The organism is Pedobacter boryungensis, assembly GCF_013204825.1.
In the GTDB taxonomy this organism is placed as follows: Bacteria; Bacteroidota; Bacteroidia; order Sphingobacteriales; family Sphingobacteriaceae; genus Pedobacter; species Pedobacter boryungensis.
The window spans coordinates 123,692-137,542 of the sequence record NZ_JABMKV010000002.1 but is presented as its reverse complement, the minus strand read 5'-3'; the positions used below and the strand labels follow the sequence as shown (position 1 = coordinate 137,542).

Here is a 13,851-nt window from a genome sequence, read left to right as displayed (position 1 = left end):
AAAAAGACCAAAAATAATTAGTGATTTTTAAAATATCATGGCAAAAGCATCAGAAATAAAAGTAGGTAACATTTTACGTATAAACGGAGAACTGGTTACTGTAGAAGAGTGGAATCATCGTACACCAGGTAAAGGCGGTGCATTTTACACAGGGAAATTTCGTAACATTAAAACATCTAGACTTATTGAAGCTCGCATGAATACTGACGAGGTTGTAGAAATTTGCCGTGTAGAAACCAATGATTATCAATATTTATATGAAGAAGGTGATTCTTTGGTGGTTATGGATAACACATCATATGAGCAATTCAATGTCCCTAAAAGTTTGTTTGGCCCTTCAATTAAATTTTTGAAAGAAGGAATGAGCATTTTAGTGGCATTAGAAAGCGAAGAGCCAATACAGGCAAGTTTGCCAAACTTTGTAGAAATGGAAGTGGTTTATTCTGAGCCAGCTGTTAAAGGTGATACTTCTACAAATGCACTAAAAGCAGCGACTGTGGAAAATGAGGTAGAAATTAAAGTACCTATGTTTGTAAACCAAGGCGATAAAGTTAAAATAGATACACGCACAGGAGAATACGTAGAGAGGGTAAAATAACTCTTTTCGATTCTGAAATAAAGTAAGCCGCAGATTCGCTGATTAAATTGATCGGTAAATCTGCGGCTTCTTTTGTAAGTTTGTTAAGACTGCAATACAATCATGACTAAATCAGCTTTGAGAAAACAGGCGCTTGCACAGCGAAATGCTTTAACTGAAAGTGAACTATCATTGCTAAATGAAAAGCTATTAACGCAATTTAAAAAGCTCAATTTATCAAAGGTTAAAAGCTTACACATTTTTCTACCAATTGCTCATCAAAAGGAACCAGACACATTTATACTAATTGAATGGTTACAAAAAAACCATCCCGAAATAGATATTGTTGTTCCAAAAGCAGACTTTTCTTCTAATTTGATGAGCCACCATTTTTATGTAGACAAATCCGATTTAGTTAACAATAACTATCAAATACCAGAACCTCAATCTGCAGCACAACTCTTTACTGGAACACCAGATATGGTAATTATTCCATTGTTAGCTTTTGATAAGCGAGGCTATCGAGTGGGTTATGGCAAGGGATTTTATGATCGTTTTTTGCAAAACATTTCTACACAAAAGGTAGGTTTATCTTTTTTTGATGCTGTAGAAGAGATTAATGATGTACATTTGAATGATATCCGTTTGGACAAATGCATCACACCAACAGGAATTATCGAGTTTAATTTATAAGCAATGGAAAAGGAATTTAAAATAACTTCAGCAAAACAGTACGAAGAAACTATGATTACCATTTTCGAGTTGCAAGAGCAAGAAGAGCCCTTAACAGCGGTCCAACAAGCAGAAATAGAGTTAATGATTAAAGCTGCGGATAAATACGAGGCAGAAGAGCTTTAATAAAATCTGTAATTAAATAAGCAATTGTTTTGCCTATTTTAAGGTCTTCTCTACCGTCTGCCAATGTTGTGGCTCCTTCACAAATGTGTAAATAGCTAAACTTTTTACTATTGCCTAAAAGGATTTTTCGAATATCATTTAGGGCAAAACCAGATGGACTTATAGCGCTAGATAATACGTTCTCAATACTATCTAAATCAATTTCAAGTCCACAAGGCGATGATAAATCTATGGTAAATTCCTGCCAGTTTTGAGGGATAGTTTTGTTGTTTTGTAAAAGGTCTTCAAAATAAGCAATCTTTATCGCTACATTATTCTTTATGTAATTTGGCAAAGCGTGATTTACATAATTTTGATGCAATCCAAATACCCTATATTGGTTCAAAAATCCATTCTGCAAAGCGAAACTAAATCCATTTCCGCTGTGTCTCCCTTCTGCGGTATTTCGTAAATCTGCATGAGCATCTATGTTAACCACATCTATGGGTTGTTTTAATCCTAAAGATGTACCCCAAATTATTGGAAAAGCATTGTTGTGTCCTCCGCCAATTACGATAGGAATTTTCCCTGCAGCAACAACTTTTTCGACAATTGGACAAACTAAAACATCAATATCATTGACCCTATTCCTTAAACCAGCAATGGTCTGATCTGTAGGCTCATCAATTTCAAAATGTCCTAACACTAATATTTCTTCACCAGATAAAAAAGAATTACTTTGAGTATTTAGAAATGCCTTTAATGCAGAAGTCCAACCCGTTTTTGCGCCACCAATCCCATAATTTGCCCTTACACCAATATCTTCAGGAATGCCAAAAATGACAAATTTTGATGAAGAACTTTCTAACTTGTTTAATGAAGAAACCGTTTGAACTCTTTCGCCTAGTTTTATTTCACCAATCCTTTGATTTACTAAGCTTAAAACATCGCTTTGCGAATAAAATTTAAAGCTATCCATTGTAAATTTCTCCGTTTAAAATGATCGTTTCTATTTGTGATTGGCCAAAACTGTAAGGTAAAAATGCTAAAGAAGGCATAGCTTTAGTCATAAATAAATTGGCTTTTTTGCCAATGGCGATACTCCCCATTTCATGGCTCATCTCCATTGCTGCTGCCCCATTTAATGTGGATGCATTAATGGCTTCTTCAGGTAGCATTTTCAACTTTATACAGGCTAAGGAAACCACAAAATTCATGTTTCCAGATGGAGTAGAGCCTGGGTTATAATCTGTCGCTAAAGCAACTGCTACATTTGCATTTAATAAGCCACGAGCATTTGCAAATGGAATATTTAAATAAAAAGAACACGAGGGTAAAAGTGTTGCAATGGTGTTGCCACTGGCTAAAATAGCTAAAACTTCAGCATCTGTTTCTTCTAAATGATCTACCGAAATTGCATTGTTTTTAACACCAATTTGTGCTCCACCAGAAACAGAAAGTTGGTTGGCATGAATTTTTGGTTTTAATCCATATTTCGCAGCTGCGGATAAAATTTCATCAGTCTCTGCAACAGAAAAAAAACCTTTTTCGCAAAAAACATCAATGTAATCTGCCAGTTTTTCTTCTGCAACTGCAGGAAGCATTTCATTGATAATTAAATTGATATACCCATGATGATTATTTTTGTATTCGGCTGGATAAGTATGCGCCGCTAGAAAAGTGGCTTTTATTGGAATTGGAAAAGCTGATTTTAATCGTTGAATAACCCTCAACATTTTTAATTCACTCTCTACGGTCAAACCATAGCCACTTTTTATTTCTACGGCGCCAGTACCTTGCCTAATCATATCTTTAAGCCGAAGACTAGCGCTTTCAAAAAGTTCATTCTCTGTTGCTTTTTGCAATTTATGTGCAGAATTTAAAATTCCTCCACCAGCTGTAGCAATATCTTCATAGGTTTTGCCTGCAATTTTCATCACAAATTCTTCTTCACGCGAAGCGGCAAAAACGATATGTGTATGACTATCACACCAGCTTGGAAAAACGAATTTGCCTTCGGCATTTAGGGTTTCTTTCTCAGATGGACAGTTATCCATCAACCCAAAATCTTTTATCAATCCATTTTCTAACAAAAGCCAAGCATTTTCCAGTATCGGTAAATTAGCCATTTCACTACCGCGAAGCACCAAAGTTTCCTTTGGATGCATGCCTACAAGACCTTTGATATTGATAATTAACATTTTAAATTAAAGCTATTCTATTTCTAATAAAACAGGGCAATGATCTGAGTGCAAGGCATCTGGCAATATTTTTACATTCTTTAATCTGTTTTCCATTTGTTGCGTAGCCAGATGATAATCGATACGCCAACCTAAATTTTTACCCCTTGACCCAGCTCTATAACTCCACCATGTGTAATGATGCGGATCTTTATTAAAATGGCGGAAAGCATCGATAAAACCATTGTTCATAAATAAATCCATCCACTCACGTTCTTCAGGTAAAAAACCAGATGAATTTGCATTTGATTTTGGATTGTGAATATCAATTGGCTTGTGGCAAATGTTGTAATCGCCAGAAATAATTAAGTTTGGAAATTGCTTACGTATTCCATCGATATACACATCAAAAAAGCGCATAAATTCATATTTTTTGATTTGTCTTTCGTCGCCACTTGAACCAGATGGCATGTATAAACTCATTAGAGAAAAATCATCAAAATCTGCTCTTAAAATTCTGCCTTCTGCATCAATCCAAGGTTCTCCGCAGCCATAGGAAACATTATTTGGTTTAACTTTTGTTAAAATAGCTACGCCACTATATCCTTTTTTTTCTGCCGGAAACCAATAATCATGATAGCCTAATTGTTCAATTAAGGCAATAATTTCTGGAATTTGTTCTTTTAGTGCTTTTACTTCTTGCAAGCAAACCATGTCTGCATCAGTAGCTTGTAGCCAATTAAAAAGCCCTTTTGTAGCTGCGGCACGAATGCCATTTACGTTATATGAAATAATTTTCATTTGCAATTATGTGTTTTGTTTGACCGCATTTTTAGCCAATTCTTTTTCTAGTTTTTTAGCTTCACGTTTGGTTAAAACTGAAACTGTCATTTTGATATCGCTTTTAGGTCGATTGTTTTTATCTGTGGTTTCTTCTGCAATTGCATCCACCATTTCTAATCCTTTTACTACTTCACCATAAACTGTATAATTACGATCTAAGTGTGGTGTGCCACCAATGGTTTTATAAATCTGACGTTGCCAATCAGGAATTTTAAATTTCATTCGTCTGGTTTCTACTTGGTTTAATAAAGAGTCTGTCCAAACTTTTCCTTGCACAATATAAAATTGACAACTACTGGATGCTTTTAATGGATTAACGTCATCCCCTTCTCTAGCCGCAGCTAAAACTCCTTTTTTGTGGAATAAACTATCCCTAAATTCTGCTGGAATGGTATAACCCAAATCACCGTTTCCTAATAAAGAATCTGGCTTTGCATTTTTAGAATCCGGATCACCACCTTGAATCATAAATGATTTTATCACCCTGTGAAATAATGTGCCATTATAGGTGCCGTTTTTAGCTAATTTTAAGAAATTGTCTCTATGTAAAGGCGTTTCGTTATACAATTTAATAATGACTTCGCCTTTTGAAGTGCTAATTTTAACGTATTGATTTTTAGGTTTTGCCCCGAATGCTTGTATGAAGCAGAGGCTTAAAAAAAGGAAGAATATTTTTTTCATAGTGGAAGTGAATTTACGCTAAGTTATTTAAAAAAGTACAACAGCCTTATATCCCTTCTAATTTTATTTACCATTTTTTAACAAACCTTAAAATCTGATTTCAAAAATTTATGTATAGCTTTGCTTTTGATGAAGTTAAAGCAGAAACTTGCCCTTAGTCTTTGCACCTTTTACCTAATAAGCGTAATTGGTGTGGCATTGAGCATGCATTTTTGCGGAGGAAAACTTGCTTCGGTTTCTGTGTATACCGATAGAGCTGCATGTAAATATTGCATGACAGAAGCTAAAGACAAAAAAGACGATGGTTGTTGTAAAAATACCAAAGTTGATGTGAAAGTTAAAGACAGTCATCAAGCCGAAAGCTCTTTGAAGCTCCCTAAACTTTTTAGTTTAGAAACCTTTATCCCTGCTAAAATTAGCGACTTATTTAAACCATTTTTTCCTGAGTTTTTAAACAAAATGGAAAACAAAGCTCCACCAAGATCCACGAGTGTAGCTATACACATTTTCAATTGCGTTTTTAGAAATTAGCTAAATAAATAATGAAGTAATAGCTTAATTGGCTGTGCTTTATGATATTCTTAATTTCCCGAATGGGAGATAAATAAAGTATTTATTTAAAATTTCGACAATGAAAACGATTAAAATCATCATATTATTTTTGATATTTTTTGCTATAAAAGTATCTGCTCAACAAATAACTACCGTAGAAATGCAAGTAACAGGGCTAACTTGCTCTATGTGTTCTCAAGCTACAGAAAAATCTTTGCGCACATTAGACTACGTGAGCAATGTTACCCCAGATTTAAACAAAAACCTTTTCGTAATTACATTTAAAAAGGATAAAGCGGTAAACTTTGACCAATTGAATAAGAAAGTGAAAGATGCTGGCTTTTCTGTGGGTAAATTAGAAGCTACCATGAATTTTAATCAGACAAAAATTGATGAAAACGGACAAACTATTATAAATGGTAATGTTTACCGTTTTACAAATGCAAAAGACAAAGTTTTAAATGGCCCAGTTAAAGTAAATGTAATTGATAAAGGTTTTATCTCAAACACTGCATTTAAACAGAAATCGGCGACTGTAAAACTTGATTCTTATGCAAGTGGATCTGGTTTAGTAAACGGCAAAAAAACTAGAGTTTATCATTTAAGTATTTAAAAAATGATAAAGAAAATAATTGCATTTGCACTGATTATTATTGGTGCAAACCAAATGGTTAATGCACAAGAATTGTACGTGTATACTGAGCCTGCTAGCAATATGCCTTCCAAATCTATTGGGATTAGATTAGCAAATGAAGGATTTTTTAGCCCCGATTTTAGAAGTAGGTCTGTTGGTGAAATGATGATTGGATTGAATAAAAATCTAATGTTTCATGCTCAAGGATTTGTTTCTGATATGGATGGAAAATATCGATTAGAAGGAGGAAGTTTTTATGCTAAATATAGATTTTTATCCATAGATGAAACGCAAAGTCATTTCAGAGGGGCCGCCTATGGAAGAATTAGTACTAGCAAAAGACCAACTTATACCGAAGATATAAATTTGGAAGGCGATAATTCTGGTTGGCAAGCAGGACTAATTTTCACCCAGTTAATTCACAAACTTGCTTTATCTGCTACGTTTGGTTATAGTGAGGCTTTTGAAAGTAAAAACAAACAACTAGCAGGAATGCCTGAGCCAGATAAAATGCTGAATTACAGTTTATCTTCTGGCTATTTAGTATTGCCTTTTGTATATAAAAATTATAATCAACCAAATTTTAATGTTTATCTTGAATTATTAGGAAAAACTAATCCGGCTAATGGGAATTCTTATTTAGACTTAGCTCCAGCGCTTCAATTAATATTAAATAGCAGAACAAGAATAGATTTAGGTTATCGTTTTCAAGTAGCAGGAGATATACAAAATCGATACTTAAAAAACATGTATTTAGCCAAAGTAGAATTTAACTTTTTTAACGTATTAAAGTAAAAAAAATGAAAAAGATCTTTTTAATCATCACTATCATGTGTGCTACTATTTTATCTGTAGTAAAAGCTCAAAATGCACCTAGCAAAACAGCGTTTAACAAAACTTTACAAGCGTACTTCGATACAAAAAACGCGTTAGCAAAAGACAATGTCACCTCAGCGAATGTTAGCGCAAAATCGCTAGTTGCAGCCATATCAACTTTTCCAGTTAAATCCTTATCTGCAACGCAACAAATACTTTGGAAAACTCAAGCAGAGGTAATAAAAAAATCAGCGGATGCTATAGTGCAACAAAAAGATTTGAAAGAACAACGTAAAAGTTTTTGGGCACTCTCATCAGCAATGTTGAAGTTAACAAAAGAGATTAAATTAAACAATTATGATGTATATGTTCAATATTGCCCAATGGCCAAAAAAAGTTGGTTAAATGAGGTAGAAGATGTTCAAAATCCATTTTATGGTAGTATGATGTATGATTGTGGTGAAGTCACAGAAACTATCGCTAAAAAATAAATGAAGTTGTACATTAAAAATATGGTGTGCAACCGTTGTAAAATGGTGGTTAAAACTGAGTTTGAAAAACTTGGTTTTAACCCTATTTCTGTGCAGTTAGGCGAAGTAGAACTTGTACAAGATCAATTAAGTAACGCACAAAATGAAACAATTAAAGGAGCACTAAGCAAATTTGGATTCGAACTTTTATTGGATAAGAAGAAACAATTAATAGAACAAATTAAAACTGCAATAATTGAGTTAGTTCATTATCAAAATGAACCATTAAAAAGTAATCTTTCAGATTATTTGAGCAAAAAACTCAATGCAGAATATGCTTATCTAAGTGCGATTTTTTCTGAAATGGAGCAGAACACAATTGAGAAATATTTTATCCAACAGAAGATTGAAAAAGCAAAAGAATTGCTTACTTATGGAGAACATTCATTGAGCGAAATAGCTTTTCAGTTAAATTATAGTAGTGTAGCACATTTATCTGCTCAGTTTAAAAAAATAAGCGGACAAACACCTTCTCAATACAAACAAAATCATGATTTAGGTCGTAAAACTTTAGACGAAATCTAATTAAATCCATTTCTTATCTTACATCAACACTTAAAAACGGTTTAGTGCATACTTTTGTAAGTAATCATCAAAAGGAGTTAATCATGACAACACTAAATCAATTTAAAAATTTCACTGCTAATTTAGGTCAAACAGAGTTGATGCCCGTGCTTTTTATGGGTCATGGTTCGCCAATGAATGGAATTGAAATAAATGAGTTTAGTGAAAAATGGATAGAAATTGCTAAAAATATTCCTATTCCACAAGCGGTAGTAGTGGTTTCAGCGCATTGGTTTACCAATGGAACTCGAATTACAGCAATGGATTTCCCGCCAACAATTCATGATTTTGGTGGGTTTCCTCAAGCACTTTTTGATGTACAATATCCTGCACCAGGAAATCCAAAATTGGCGCAAGAAACGGCAGATTTAGTAAAATCAACATCGATAATTTTAGATCACGATTGGGGTTTAGACCATGGCGCTTGGACGGTAATTAAACACATGTATCCAAACGCAAATATTCCGGTTTTACAACTCAGTATCGATTATACAAAAGATGCGAAATATCATTATGATTTGGCTAAAGAATTATCCGCCTTGCGTAAAAAAGGGGTTTTAATTTTAGGAAGTGGAAACATGGTGCATAATTTAAGAATGATGAGTTGGGAAATGATAAATGGCGGCGGATATGACTGGGCGATTGAAGCCAACGAAAAGTTCAAAAATGCAATCCTAAATAAAAATCATCAACCCCTAATTAATTACCAAATCATGGGTAGCGAAGTGGTATTGGGCATTCCAACGCCAGAGCATTACTTGCCTCTTATGTATACTTTAGGTCTACAAAATGATAACGAAGAAGCGATTTTATTTAACGACAAAGCCGTTGGGGGTTCATTAACCATGACATCTGTTCAAATAGGCTAAAACAAACTTTTTCTGGTAATTATATAAATCATTCTAGTTAAGATATAACAGTTGCGCAAACTCTTGCCGTAATTTTGTGTTATAAAAATAATAAGATGATACATACTTATCAAGTTATAGGGATGACCTGTTCTGGGTGCGAAAATAAAGTAAAAAGCAGCTTGCTTTTAGTGCCTAATGTTACCCAAGTTGAAGTTTCGAAAGATACGAGTTCGGCTACCATAACTATGGAAAGACATATTGGGATAAATGAATTGCAAGAGGCATTAGGCGGCAATGCATCAAAATACCAAATTTCTGCAATAGCACACAGTGAAGCGATAGAAGAAGCAAAATCATTTTTTGAAACGTATAAACCTGTTCTTTTACTTTTTGGCTATGTAGGCATAATTTCTCTCTTCGCTAGCTGGCAAAATGAAACCATAAACGGAATGTTGTTTATGCGGTTTTTTATGGCTGGATTTTTCCTTTCGTTTTCATTTTTTAAACTAATTAACCTAAAAGGATTTGCAGAAAGTTATGCAATGTATGATATCGTAGCGAAAAACTTTACACCATGGGGATATATCTATGCATTTATCGAATTGGGTTTAGGTATTGCTTTTGCTATTAACTTTAATCCTTTGATAACCAATTGGCTTACGTTAATTGTAATGACAATCAGTATTATTGGCGTATTACAAAGTGTATTAAATAAACGAAAAATACAATGTGCATGTTTAGGCGCTGTTTTTAATTTGCCAATGAGTACGCTAACAATAATTGAAGATTTATTGATGATTGCAATGAGTGTAATCATGTTAATTATACTATAAAATGAAAAAGATATTTGTAATGTTATTGGCTGCGGCAGTAGGTTTTTCTGCGTGTAATCAGAAAGAAAAAAAGAGTTTAGCAGTACATTCAGCGATGAATCATGAACCAGTAAAAGAGAAAAATGTAATGATGCAAGCCATGGATGAGAGCATGATGAAAATGCATAATGCAAAGCAAACCGGCAATCCAGATTATGATTTTGCTTCGATGATGATTCCTCATCATGAGGGCGCAGTTGTGATGGCAGAATCGATTATAAAAAATAGCCAATCACCCGAATTAATAAATTTTGCAAACAAAGTAATTGAGGCACAAAAAAAAGAAATCAAAATGTTCCGAGATTTCCTAAAATCAGCTTCTCAAGAACCTTCAGCTAATGCAAATGAATTTAAAAAAGCGTTAGCAAATTCAATGAATCCAATGATGAAAGGAATGAATAACGTAAGGCTATCTAATAACATAGAAAATGATTTTGTGGCGCTGATGATTCCGCATCACCAAAGTGCAGTAGATATGGCAAAAGCTTACTTGCCGTATTCAAATAATGTATATATTCAGTTAATGGCCGAAGATATTATTAAGGCTCAAGAACAAGAGATCACCTGGTTGAAAACACAGCTTAAAAAGTAATTATCCTTTCAAAGTAGATCCAATGTGTGCTAAATGATGCTTTCCATGCCAAGCATAATTACCAACCAAATACCCTAAAGTAAATTCCTTTTTGGCTTCTGGATGAAAATAAGTTCTTTCAAAATCAATGGTTTTTAATTTTCGAAGTAAAAAAACTAATCGCTCGTGAACAGCTTTTAAAATGGATATTGAAAGGTTAATATCACTAGTTTTTCCATCAGTTAATTCTGCCCATTTATCTTCAAAATAAGGTCTTATACTTGGGTTATCTTCCGTTAAAGTTAAGTGCACACGAGTATACGCATTAATGTGACTGTCAGCTAAATGATGTACGACTTGCCTAACTGTCCAACCTTCTGGACGATAAGCAACTTCCAAATCAGCTTCGCTTAATAATGAAGTTATTGATGCGATTTCTTGGGGAAAATTAGCTAAATCTTCAATCCATAATTGAATGTGTTGAGCATTAATAGTTGCTGGCGGAGTGTATTTCCCGATGGGATATTTTAGTTTTTCTAATTCTTGCATAATTACATAATTCGCTTTAGAATATTTAAAACCCATTCTTTACCAACATATGGCGGATAAATCATACTACTAAAATCTAATCTCGATTGGAACACGACAGCTCTTTCATGAGAGAAATTTTTGAAACCAAAGAATCCATGACAGCTACCAACTCCACTTCCATTTACACCACCAAAAGGTAATTTAGGATTAGAAATATGAATTAAAACATCGTTCACGCAAGTGCCGCCTGCGCTCGTATTTTTAAGAATGTATTTAATGTTTTTACTGTTTTTACTAAAAATATACAGCGCTAATGCTTTGCTTTTTGAGTTGACTTTATCAATCACTTCTTCTAAGTTTTGATAAGAAATGATAGGCAGGACAGGACCAAAAATCTCTTCTTCCATTACTTTTGCGCCTTTTGGTATTTTACTCAATACTACTGGATAAATGGTTTGATTAGGCTCATCAAAAGTTCCACCTAAATCTATCCTTGCGCCTTTTTCTACAGCTTCATCTACTAAGCTTTTTAATCTTTTGTAATGTTTAGGACTAATAATTTTCCCATAAGCTTTCAAGTCTACCTTATCAGTTTTAAAATACATTTTGTTTACAGCAGCTTTGTAAAGTCCAATAAATTCATCCAGGTGTTGCTCATGTACAAAAACATAATCTGGCGCAATACAGGTTTGTCCAGCGTTAACTAATTTTCCCCAGGCAATTTTTTCTGCCGCTTTTGCCAAATCAGCGGCCTTATCAACAATTGTTGGAGATTTTCCGCCGAGTTCTAGCGTAACAGAAGTCAAATTTTTAGCAGCAGCTTCCATAACTATTTTTCCTACAGCCGTACTTCCAGTAAAAAAGATATGATCAAAAGGCAATTTTAATAATGATGTAGATAAACTTGCATTTCCTTCAAAACAAGCCACTTCTTGTGCCTCAAATGCAGTTTCTATAATTTTACTAATTACTTTGCTGGTAGCTGGACTGAGTTCTGATGGTTTAACTATAGCACAATTTCCCGCAGCAATTGCAGAAATTAATGGACTCATGATGAGCTGAAAAGGATAATTCCAAGGGGCAATAATTAAACAAACTCCTTTTGGTTCATAATACAATCTGTTTTTTGCAAAAGGCGTTGTTAGTGTTTTACCAACACGTTTTGGAGACATCCACCCATTTAAATTCTTGATGGCAAAATCTAATTCTCCATAAATAAAAAACAACTCAGTAACGGAAGTCTCAAAAACACTTTTGCGTAAATCGCTTTTTAAGGCTTTATATAGGGCGCTCTCATACTTTTTAATGGTATCCTTTAGCGTTTTTAACTTAACAATACGTTGTGCCGCATTATTTTTTCTAAGCGTATATTTGTATGCTTGTTGAGTTTTAAAAACAACGTCAATCTTTTGTTCCATATTATTGAGAACTAATGTGTTTGGGAATTGTTAAATATAGTTAAATGGCGATGAAATTCATCAAAAGCACATTCAATTAAAGCATATTGCGTATATTATTTGATAACAGTATAAAATGAGAAAAAATTTATTTTTTGCTTTGGTCTTAATAATCTTCTTTGATTATGCAAACGCACAAACATTGAAGCCAGGAGTATTGGTGATCGGAAACGGAAATGCAGCAGTTGCCGCAGGGTTTCAGTCGGCCATTTCTGGGGTAAAGACGACAATTTTATTGCAAGCTGGAGGCTTCGATATTTCGCCAATTGAAAATGATTTAAATTCGGGAATACAAGAAACATTCTTAAAAAAATACAAGGAGTTTGTTAGTAAAAACGGTGATAAAAAGTTATCCAGCCTCGACAAACAAGCAGCCAACAATGTATTAACCATTTGGGCTGATAGTATTAAAAATTTAACCATTATTCGAAATATATTATGGGTTAAAGCAGAGCGATCAGGAAATAATTGGAATTTTAAATTAAGTGATGGAAGTACACTAAAACCAAAAGTATTCATTAATCCAGGTGATGCAAAATTGAATGAAACTTTAAAAATAGTTATAAAATCAATTGCAAACTGGGCAGAATTGAACTATACACCTACGATTTACAGAACAAGTGTTTCATCTGGAAAATCAGTTAACGGAACAAACGCTACCTTCTTTTCATTGTATAGTTTTTTTGTTCCTGAACAAGAGAATTTGGTGTGGATAGAGAACCCAAATAGTATGTTGCTTGGTCAAGCCGCAGGAGCTACTGCAGCCTATTCAGCTTTTTATGATACTAAAACCTCACTTTCTAATTTAAAAAAAATACAAGGAGAACTAATTAACTATAGGTTAAATTTAATGCCTTTTGCCGATATCAAAACTGCAGATACGAATTGGAAAGCAATTCAGATGGTAGGTATAACAGGGTTATTAAAAGCAGATATTAAAGAAAAGATTGCAAATTTTTCTCCAGATAAACTGGTAACTACCGAAGAAATTAAACAACCTTTAAAAGATTTCTATTACAAAGCTCAAATTTGGTTTGATGACTATAAAGCGCCACAAATAACAATCGGATCTGCTATAGATTTAGTGTGTTACGTAGGTAATAAATCATTAGACGATACAAAAAAAGGATTAGAGAAAAAGTGGAAAACAACATATCAATTTAAAACGGAGTTAGATTTAAAGAGACAAATAACGCGTAGGGAGTTTGCTGTTTTATTACAAGATTATATGCCGCCATTTAATGTGAATATAGACCAAAACGGTAAAGTGGTTAGATAAAGTTTGTTTACATCGTTTTAAGATGTGTAACATTTATAAAATCTTGTATTGCTTTAGATTATGTAACTGCTTTTTT

18 protein-coding genes are annotated in these 13,851 nt (G+C 33.7%); 12 read left to right on the top strand and 6 right to left on the bottom strand.

Annotated features, from left to right (window positions below; genetic code table 11):
* Window positions 1-37: 37 nt before the first annotated feature.
* The 3 genes from efp to HQN85_RS07000 all read left to right on the top strand — a co-directional run bounded on the left by efp (window position 38) and on the right by HQN85_RS07000 (window position 1,435).
* Window positions 38-598 (top strand): elongation factor P, encoded by a 561-nt coding sequence (gene efp, locus HQN85_RS07010; RefSeq protein WP_173270618.1) that lies wholly within the window; start codon window positions 38-40, stop codon window positions 596-598.
* Window positions 599-700: 102 nt separating this feature from the next.
* Window positions 701-1,270 carry a 5-formyltetrahydrofolate cyclo-ligase gene (locus tag HQN85_RS07005; RefSeq protein ID WP_173270615.1) on the top strand — a complete coding sequence of 190 codons (570 nt, stop codon included), beginning with the start codon at window positions 701-703 and terminating at the stop codon, window positions 1,268-1,270.
* 3 nt (window positions 1,271-1,273) lie between these two features.
* Window positions 1,274-1,435, top strand: coding sequence for a hypothetical protein (locus tag HQN85_RS07000; protein WP_173270612.1), 162 nt, complete (start codon window positions 1,274-1,276; stop codon window positions 1,433-1,435).
* Here the strand turns inward: HQN85_RS07000 and HQN85_RS06995 are convergent.
* From HQN85_RS06995 to HQN85_RS06980, 4 genes are read right to left on the bottom strand one after another with little or no spacing between them, the layout of a single operon-like run.
* A complete protein-coding gene (locus tag HQN85_RS06995; RefSeq protein WP_173270609.1) occupies window positions 1,398-2,393 on the bottom strand; it encodes a formimidoylglutamase in 996 nt (331 codons plus the stop codon). The genes HQN85_RS07000 and HQN85_RS06995 overlap by 38 nt on opposite strands.
* Window positions 2,386-3,615 carry an imidazolonepropionase gene (gene hutI / locus HQN85_RS06990; RefSeq protein ID WP_173270606.1) on the bottom strand — a complete coding sequence of 410 codons (1,230 nt, stop codon included), beginning with the start codon at window positions 3,613-3,615 and terminating at the stop codon, window positions 2,386-2,388. Before hutI ends, HQN85_RS06995 begins: the two co-directional genes overlap by 8 nt.
* 12 nt (window positions 3,616-3,627) lie before the next feature.
* Window positions 3,628-4,395, bottom strand: coding sequence for an exodeoxyribonuclease III (locus tag HQN85_RS06985; RefSeq protein WP_173270603.1), 768 nt, complete (start codon window positions 4,393-4,395; stop codon window positions 3,628-3,630).
* A 6-nt stretch (window positions 4,396-4,401) separates the two neighbouring features.
* Complete coding sequence (locus tag HQN85_RS06980) at window positions 4,402-5,118, bottom strand: peptidylprolyl isomerase (RefSeq protein ID WP_173270601.1); 717 nt, start codon at window positions 5,116-5,118, stop codon at window positions 4,402-4,404.
* A 129-nt stretch (window positions 5,119-5,247) separates the two neighbouring features.
* On the opposite strand from HQN85_RS06980, the gene HQN85_RS06975 reads away from it, so the two are divergent.
* From HQN85_RS06975 to HQN85_RS06940, 8 genes are all read left to right on the top strand, one after another.
* The gene (locus tag HQN85_RS06975) at window positions 5,248-5,649 is read left to right on the top strand and encodes an HYC_CC_PP family protein (protein WP_173270598.1); all 402 of its coding nucleotides are present in this window, start codon (window positions 5,248-5,250) and stop codon (window positions 5,647-5,649) included.
* Window positions 5,650-5,749: 100 nt separating this feature from the next.
* Window positions 5,750-6,283 carry a heavy-metal-associated domain-containing protein gene (locus HQN85_RS06970; protein WP_173270595.1) on the top strand — a complete coding sequence of 178 codons (534 nt, stop codon included), beginning with the start codon at window positions 5,750-5,752 and terminating at the stop codon, window positions 6,281-6,283.
* 3 nt (window positions 6,284-6,286) lie between these two features.
* Window positions 6,287-7,099 (top strand): hypothetical protein, encoded by an 813-nt coding sequence (locus HQN85_RS06965; RefSeq protein WP_173270593.1) that lies wholly within the window; start codon window positions 6,287-6,289, stop codon window positions 7,097-7,099.
* Between the two features lie 5 nt (window positions 7,100-7,104).
* A complete protein-coding gene (locus HQN85_RS06960) occupies window positions 7,105-7,611 on the top strand; it encodes a DUF3347 domain-containing protein (RefSeq protein WP_173270590.1) in 507 nt (168 codons plus the stop codon).
* Window positions 7,612-8,175, top strand: a complete 564-nt coding sequence (locus tag HQN85_RS06955) for a helix-turn-helix domain-containing protein (RefSeq protein ID WP_173270587.1) — start codon at window positions 7,612-7,614, stop codon at window positions 8,173-8,175.
* An 83-nt stretch (window positions 8,176-8,258) separates the two neighbouring features.
* Entirely contained in the window at window positions 8,259-9,083 is an 825-nt protein-coding gene (gene ygiD / locus HQN85_RS06950; protein WP_173270584.1) for a 4,5-DOPA-extradiol-dioxygenase, read from the top strand.
* A gap of 95 nt (window positions 9,084-9,178) precedes the next feature.
* Complete coding sequence (locus HQN85_RS06945) at window positions 9,179-9,898, top strand: heavy-metal-associated domain-containing protein (RefSeq protein ID WP_173270581.1); 720 nt, start codon at window positions 9,179-9,181, stop codon at window positions 9,896-9,898.
* 1 nt (window position 9,899) lies between these two features.
* On the top strand, window positions 9,900-10,529 hold the full coding sequence (locus HQN85_RS06940; protein WP_173270578.1) for a DUF305 domain-containing protein: 630 nt from the start codon (window positions 9,900-9,902) through the stop codon (window positions 10,527-10,529).
* On the opposite strand, the gene HQN85_RS06935 is transcribed toward HQN85_RS06940, so the two are convergent.
* Together HQN85_RS06935 and HQN85_RS06930 are read right to left on the bottom strand one after the other, a co-directional pair.
* Complete coding sequence (locus tag HQN85_RS06935) at window positions 10,530-11,093, bottom strand: YfiT family bacillithiol transferase (RefSeq protein WP_216847241.1); 564 nt, start codon at window positions 11,091-11,093, stop codon at window positions 10,530-10,532.
* Window positions 11,060-12,457, bottom strand: a complete 1,398-nt coding sequence (locus HQN85_RS06930; protein ID WP_173270575.1) for an aldehyde dehydrogenase family protein — start codon at window positions 12,455-12,457, stop codon at window positions 11,060-11,062. The genes HQN85_RS06935 and HQN85_RS06930 overlap by 34 nt, the downstream gene beginning before the upstream one ends.
* A gap of 115 nt (window positions 12,458-12,572) precedes the next feature.
* Here HQN85_RS06930 and HQN85_RS06925 point away from each other — a divergent pair, with 115 nt between their 5' ends.
* Window positions 12,573-13,775: a hypothetical protein gene (locus HQN85_RS06925; protein ID WP_173270572.1), complete on the top strand. Its 1,203-nt coding sequence runs from the start codon at window positions 12,573-12,575 to the stop codon at window positions 13,773-13,775.
* The last annotated feature ends 76 nt before the right edge of the window (window positions 13,776-13,851 follow it).

Excerpts from the sequence above, each read along its gene's own strand:
- efp (WP_173270618.1), top strand. The coding sequence starts at position 38 with ATGGCAAAAGCATCAGAAATAAAAGTAGGTAACATTTTACGTATAAAC.
- hutI (WP_173270606.1), bottom strand. The coding sequence starts at position 3,615 with ATGTTAATTATCAATATCAAAGGTCTTGTAGGCATGCATCCAAAGGAA.
- HQN85_RS07000 (WP_173270612.1), top strand. The coding sequence starts at position 1,274 with ATGGAAAAGGAATTTAAAATAACTTCAGCAAAACAGTACGAAGAAACT.
- HQN85_RS06940 (WP_173270578.1), top strand. The coding sequence starts at position 9,900 with ATGAAAAAGATATTTGTAATGTTATTGGCTGCGGCAGTAGGTTTTTCT.
- HQN85_RS06960 (WP_173270590.1), top strand. The coding sequence starts at position 7,105 with ATGAAAAAGATCTTTTTAATCATCACTATCATGTGTGCTACTATTTTA.
- HQN85_RS06970 (WP_173270595.1), top strand. The coding sequence starts at position 5,750 with ATGAAAACGATTAAAATCATCATATTATTTTTGATATTTTTTGCTATA.
- HQN85_RS06925 (WP_173270572.1), top strand. The coding sequence starts at position 12,573 with ATGAGAAAAAATTTATTTTTTGCTTTGGTCTTAATAATCTTCTTTGAT.
- HQN85_RS06930 (WP_173270575.1), bottom strand. The coding sequence starts at position 12,457 with ATGGAACAAAAGATTGACGTTGTTTTTAAAACTCAACAAGCATACAAA.
- HQN85_RS06995 (WP_173270609.1), bottom strand. The coding sequence starts at position 2,393 with ATGGATAGCTTTAAATTTTATTCGCAAAGCGATGTTTTAAGCTTAGTA.
- HQN85_RS06985 (WP_173270603.1), bottom strand. The coding sequence starts at position 4,395 with ATGAAAATTATTTCATATAACGTAAATGGCATTCGTGCCGCAGCTACA.
- HQN85_RS06955 (WP_173270587.1), top strand. The coding sequence starts at position 7,612 with ATGAAGTTGTACATTAAAAATATGGTGTGCAACCGTTGTAAAATGGTG.
- HQN85_RS06975 (WP_173270598.1), top strand. The coding sequence starts at position 5,248 with ATGAAGTTAAAGCAGAAACTTGCCCTTAGTCTTTGCACCTTTTACCTA.
- HQN85_RS06935 (WP_216847241.1), bottom strand. The coding sequence starts at position 11,093 with ATGGGTTTTAAATATTCTAAAGCGAATTATGTAATTATGCAAGAATTA.
- ygiD (WP_173270584.1), top strand. The coding sequence starts at position 8,259 with ATGACAACACTAAATCAATTTAAAAATTTCACTGCTAATTTAGGTCAA.
- HQN85_RS07005 (WP_173270615.1), top strand. The coding sequence starts at position 701 with ATGACTAAATCAGCTTTGAGAAAACAGGCGCTTGCACAGCGAAATGCT.
- HQN85_RS06980 (WP_173270601.1), bottom strand. The coding sequence starts at position 5,118 with ATGAAAAAAATATTCTTCCTTTTTTTAAGCCTCTGCTTCATACAAGCA.
- HQN85_RS06965 (WP_173270593.1), top strand. The coding sequence starts at position 6,287 with ATGATAAAGAAAATAATTGCATTTGCACTGATTATTATTGGTGCAAAC.
- HQN85_RS06945 (WP_173270581.1), top strand. The coding sequence starts at position 9,179 with ATGATACATACTTATCAAGTTATAGGGATGACCTGTTCTGGGTGCGAA.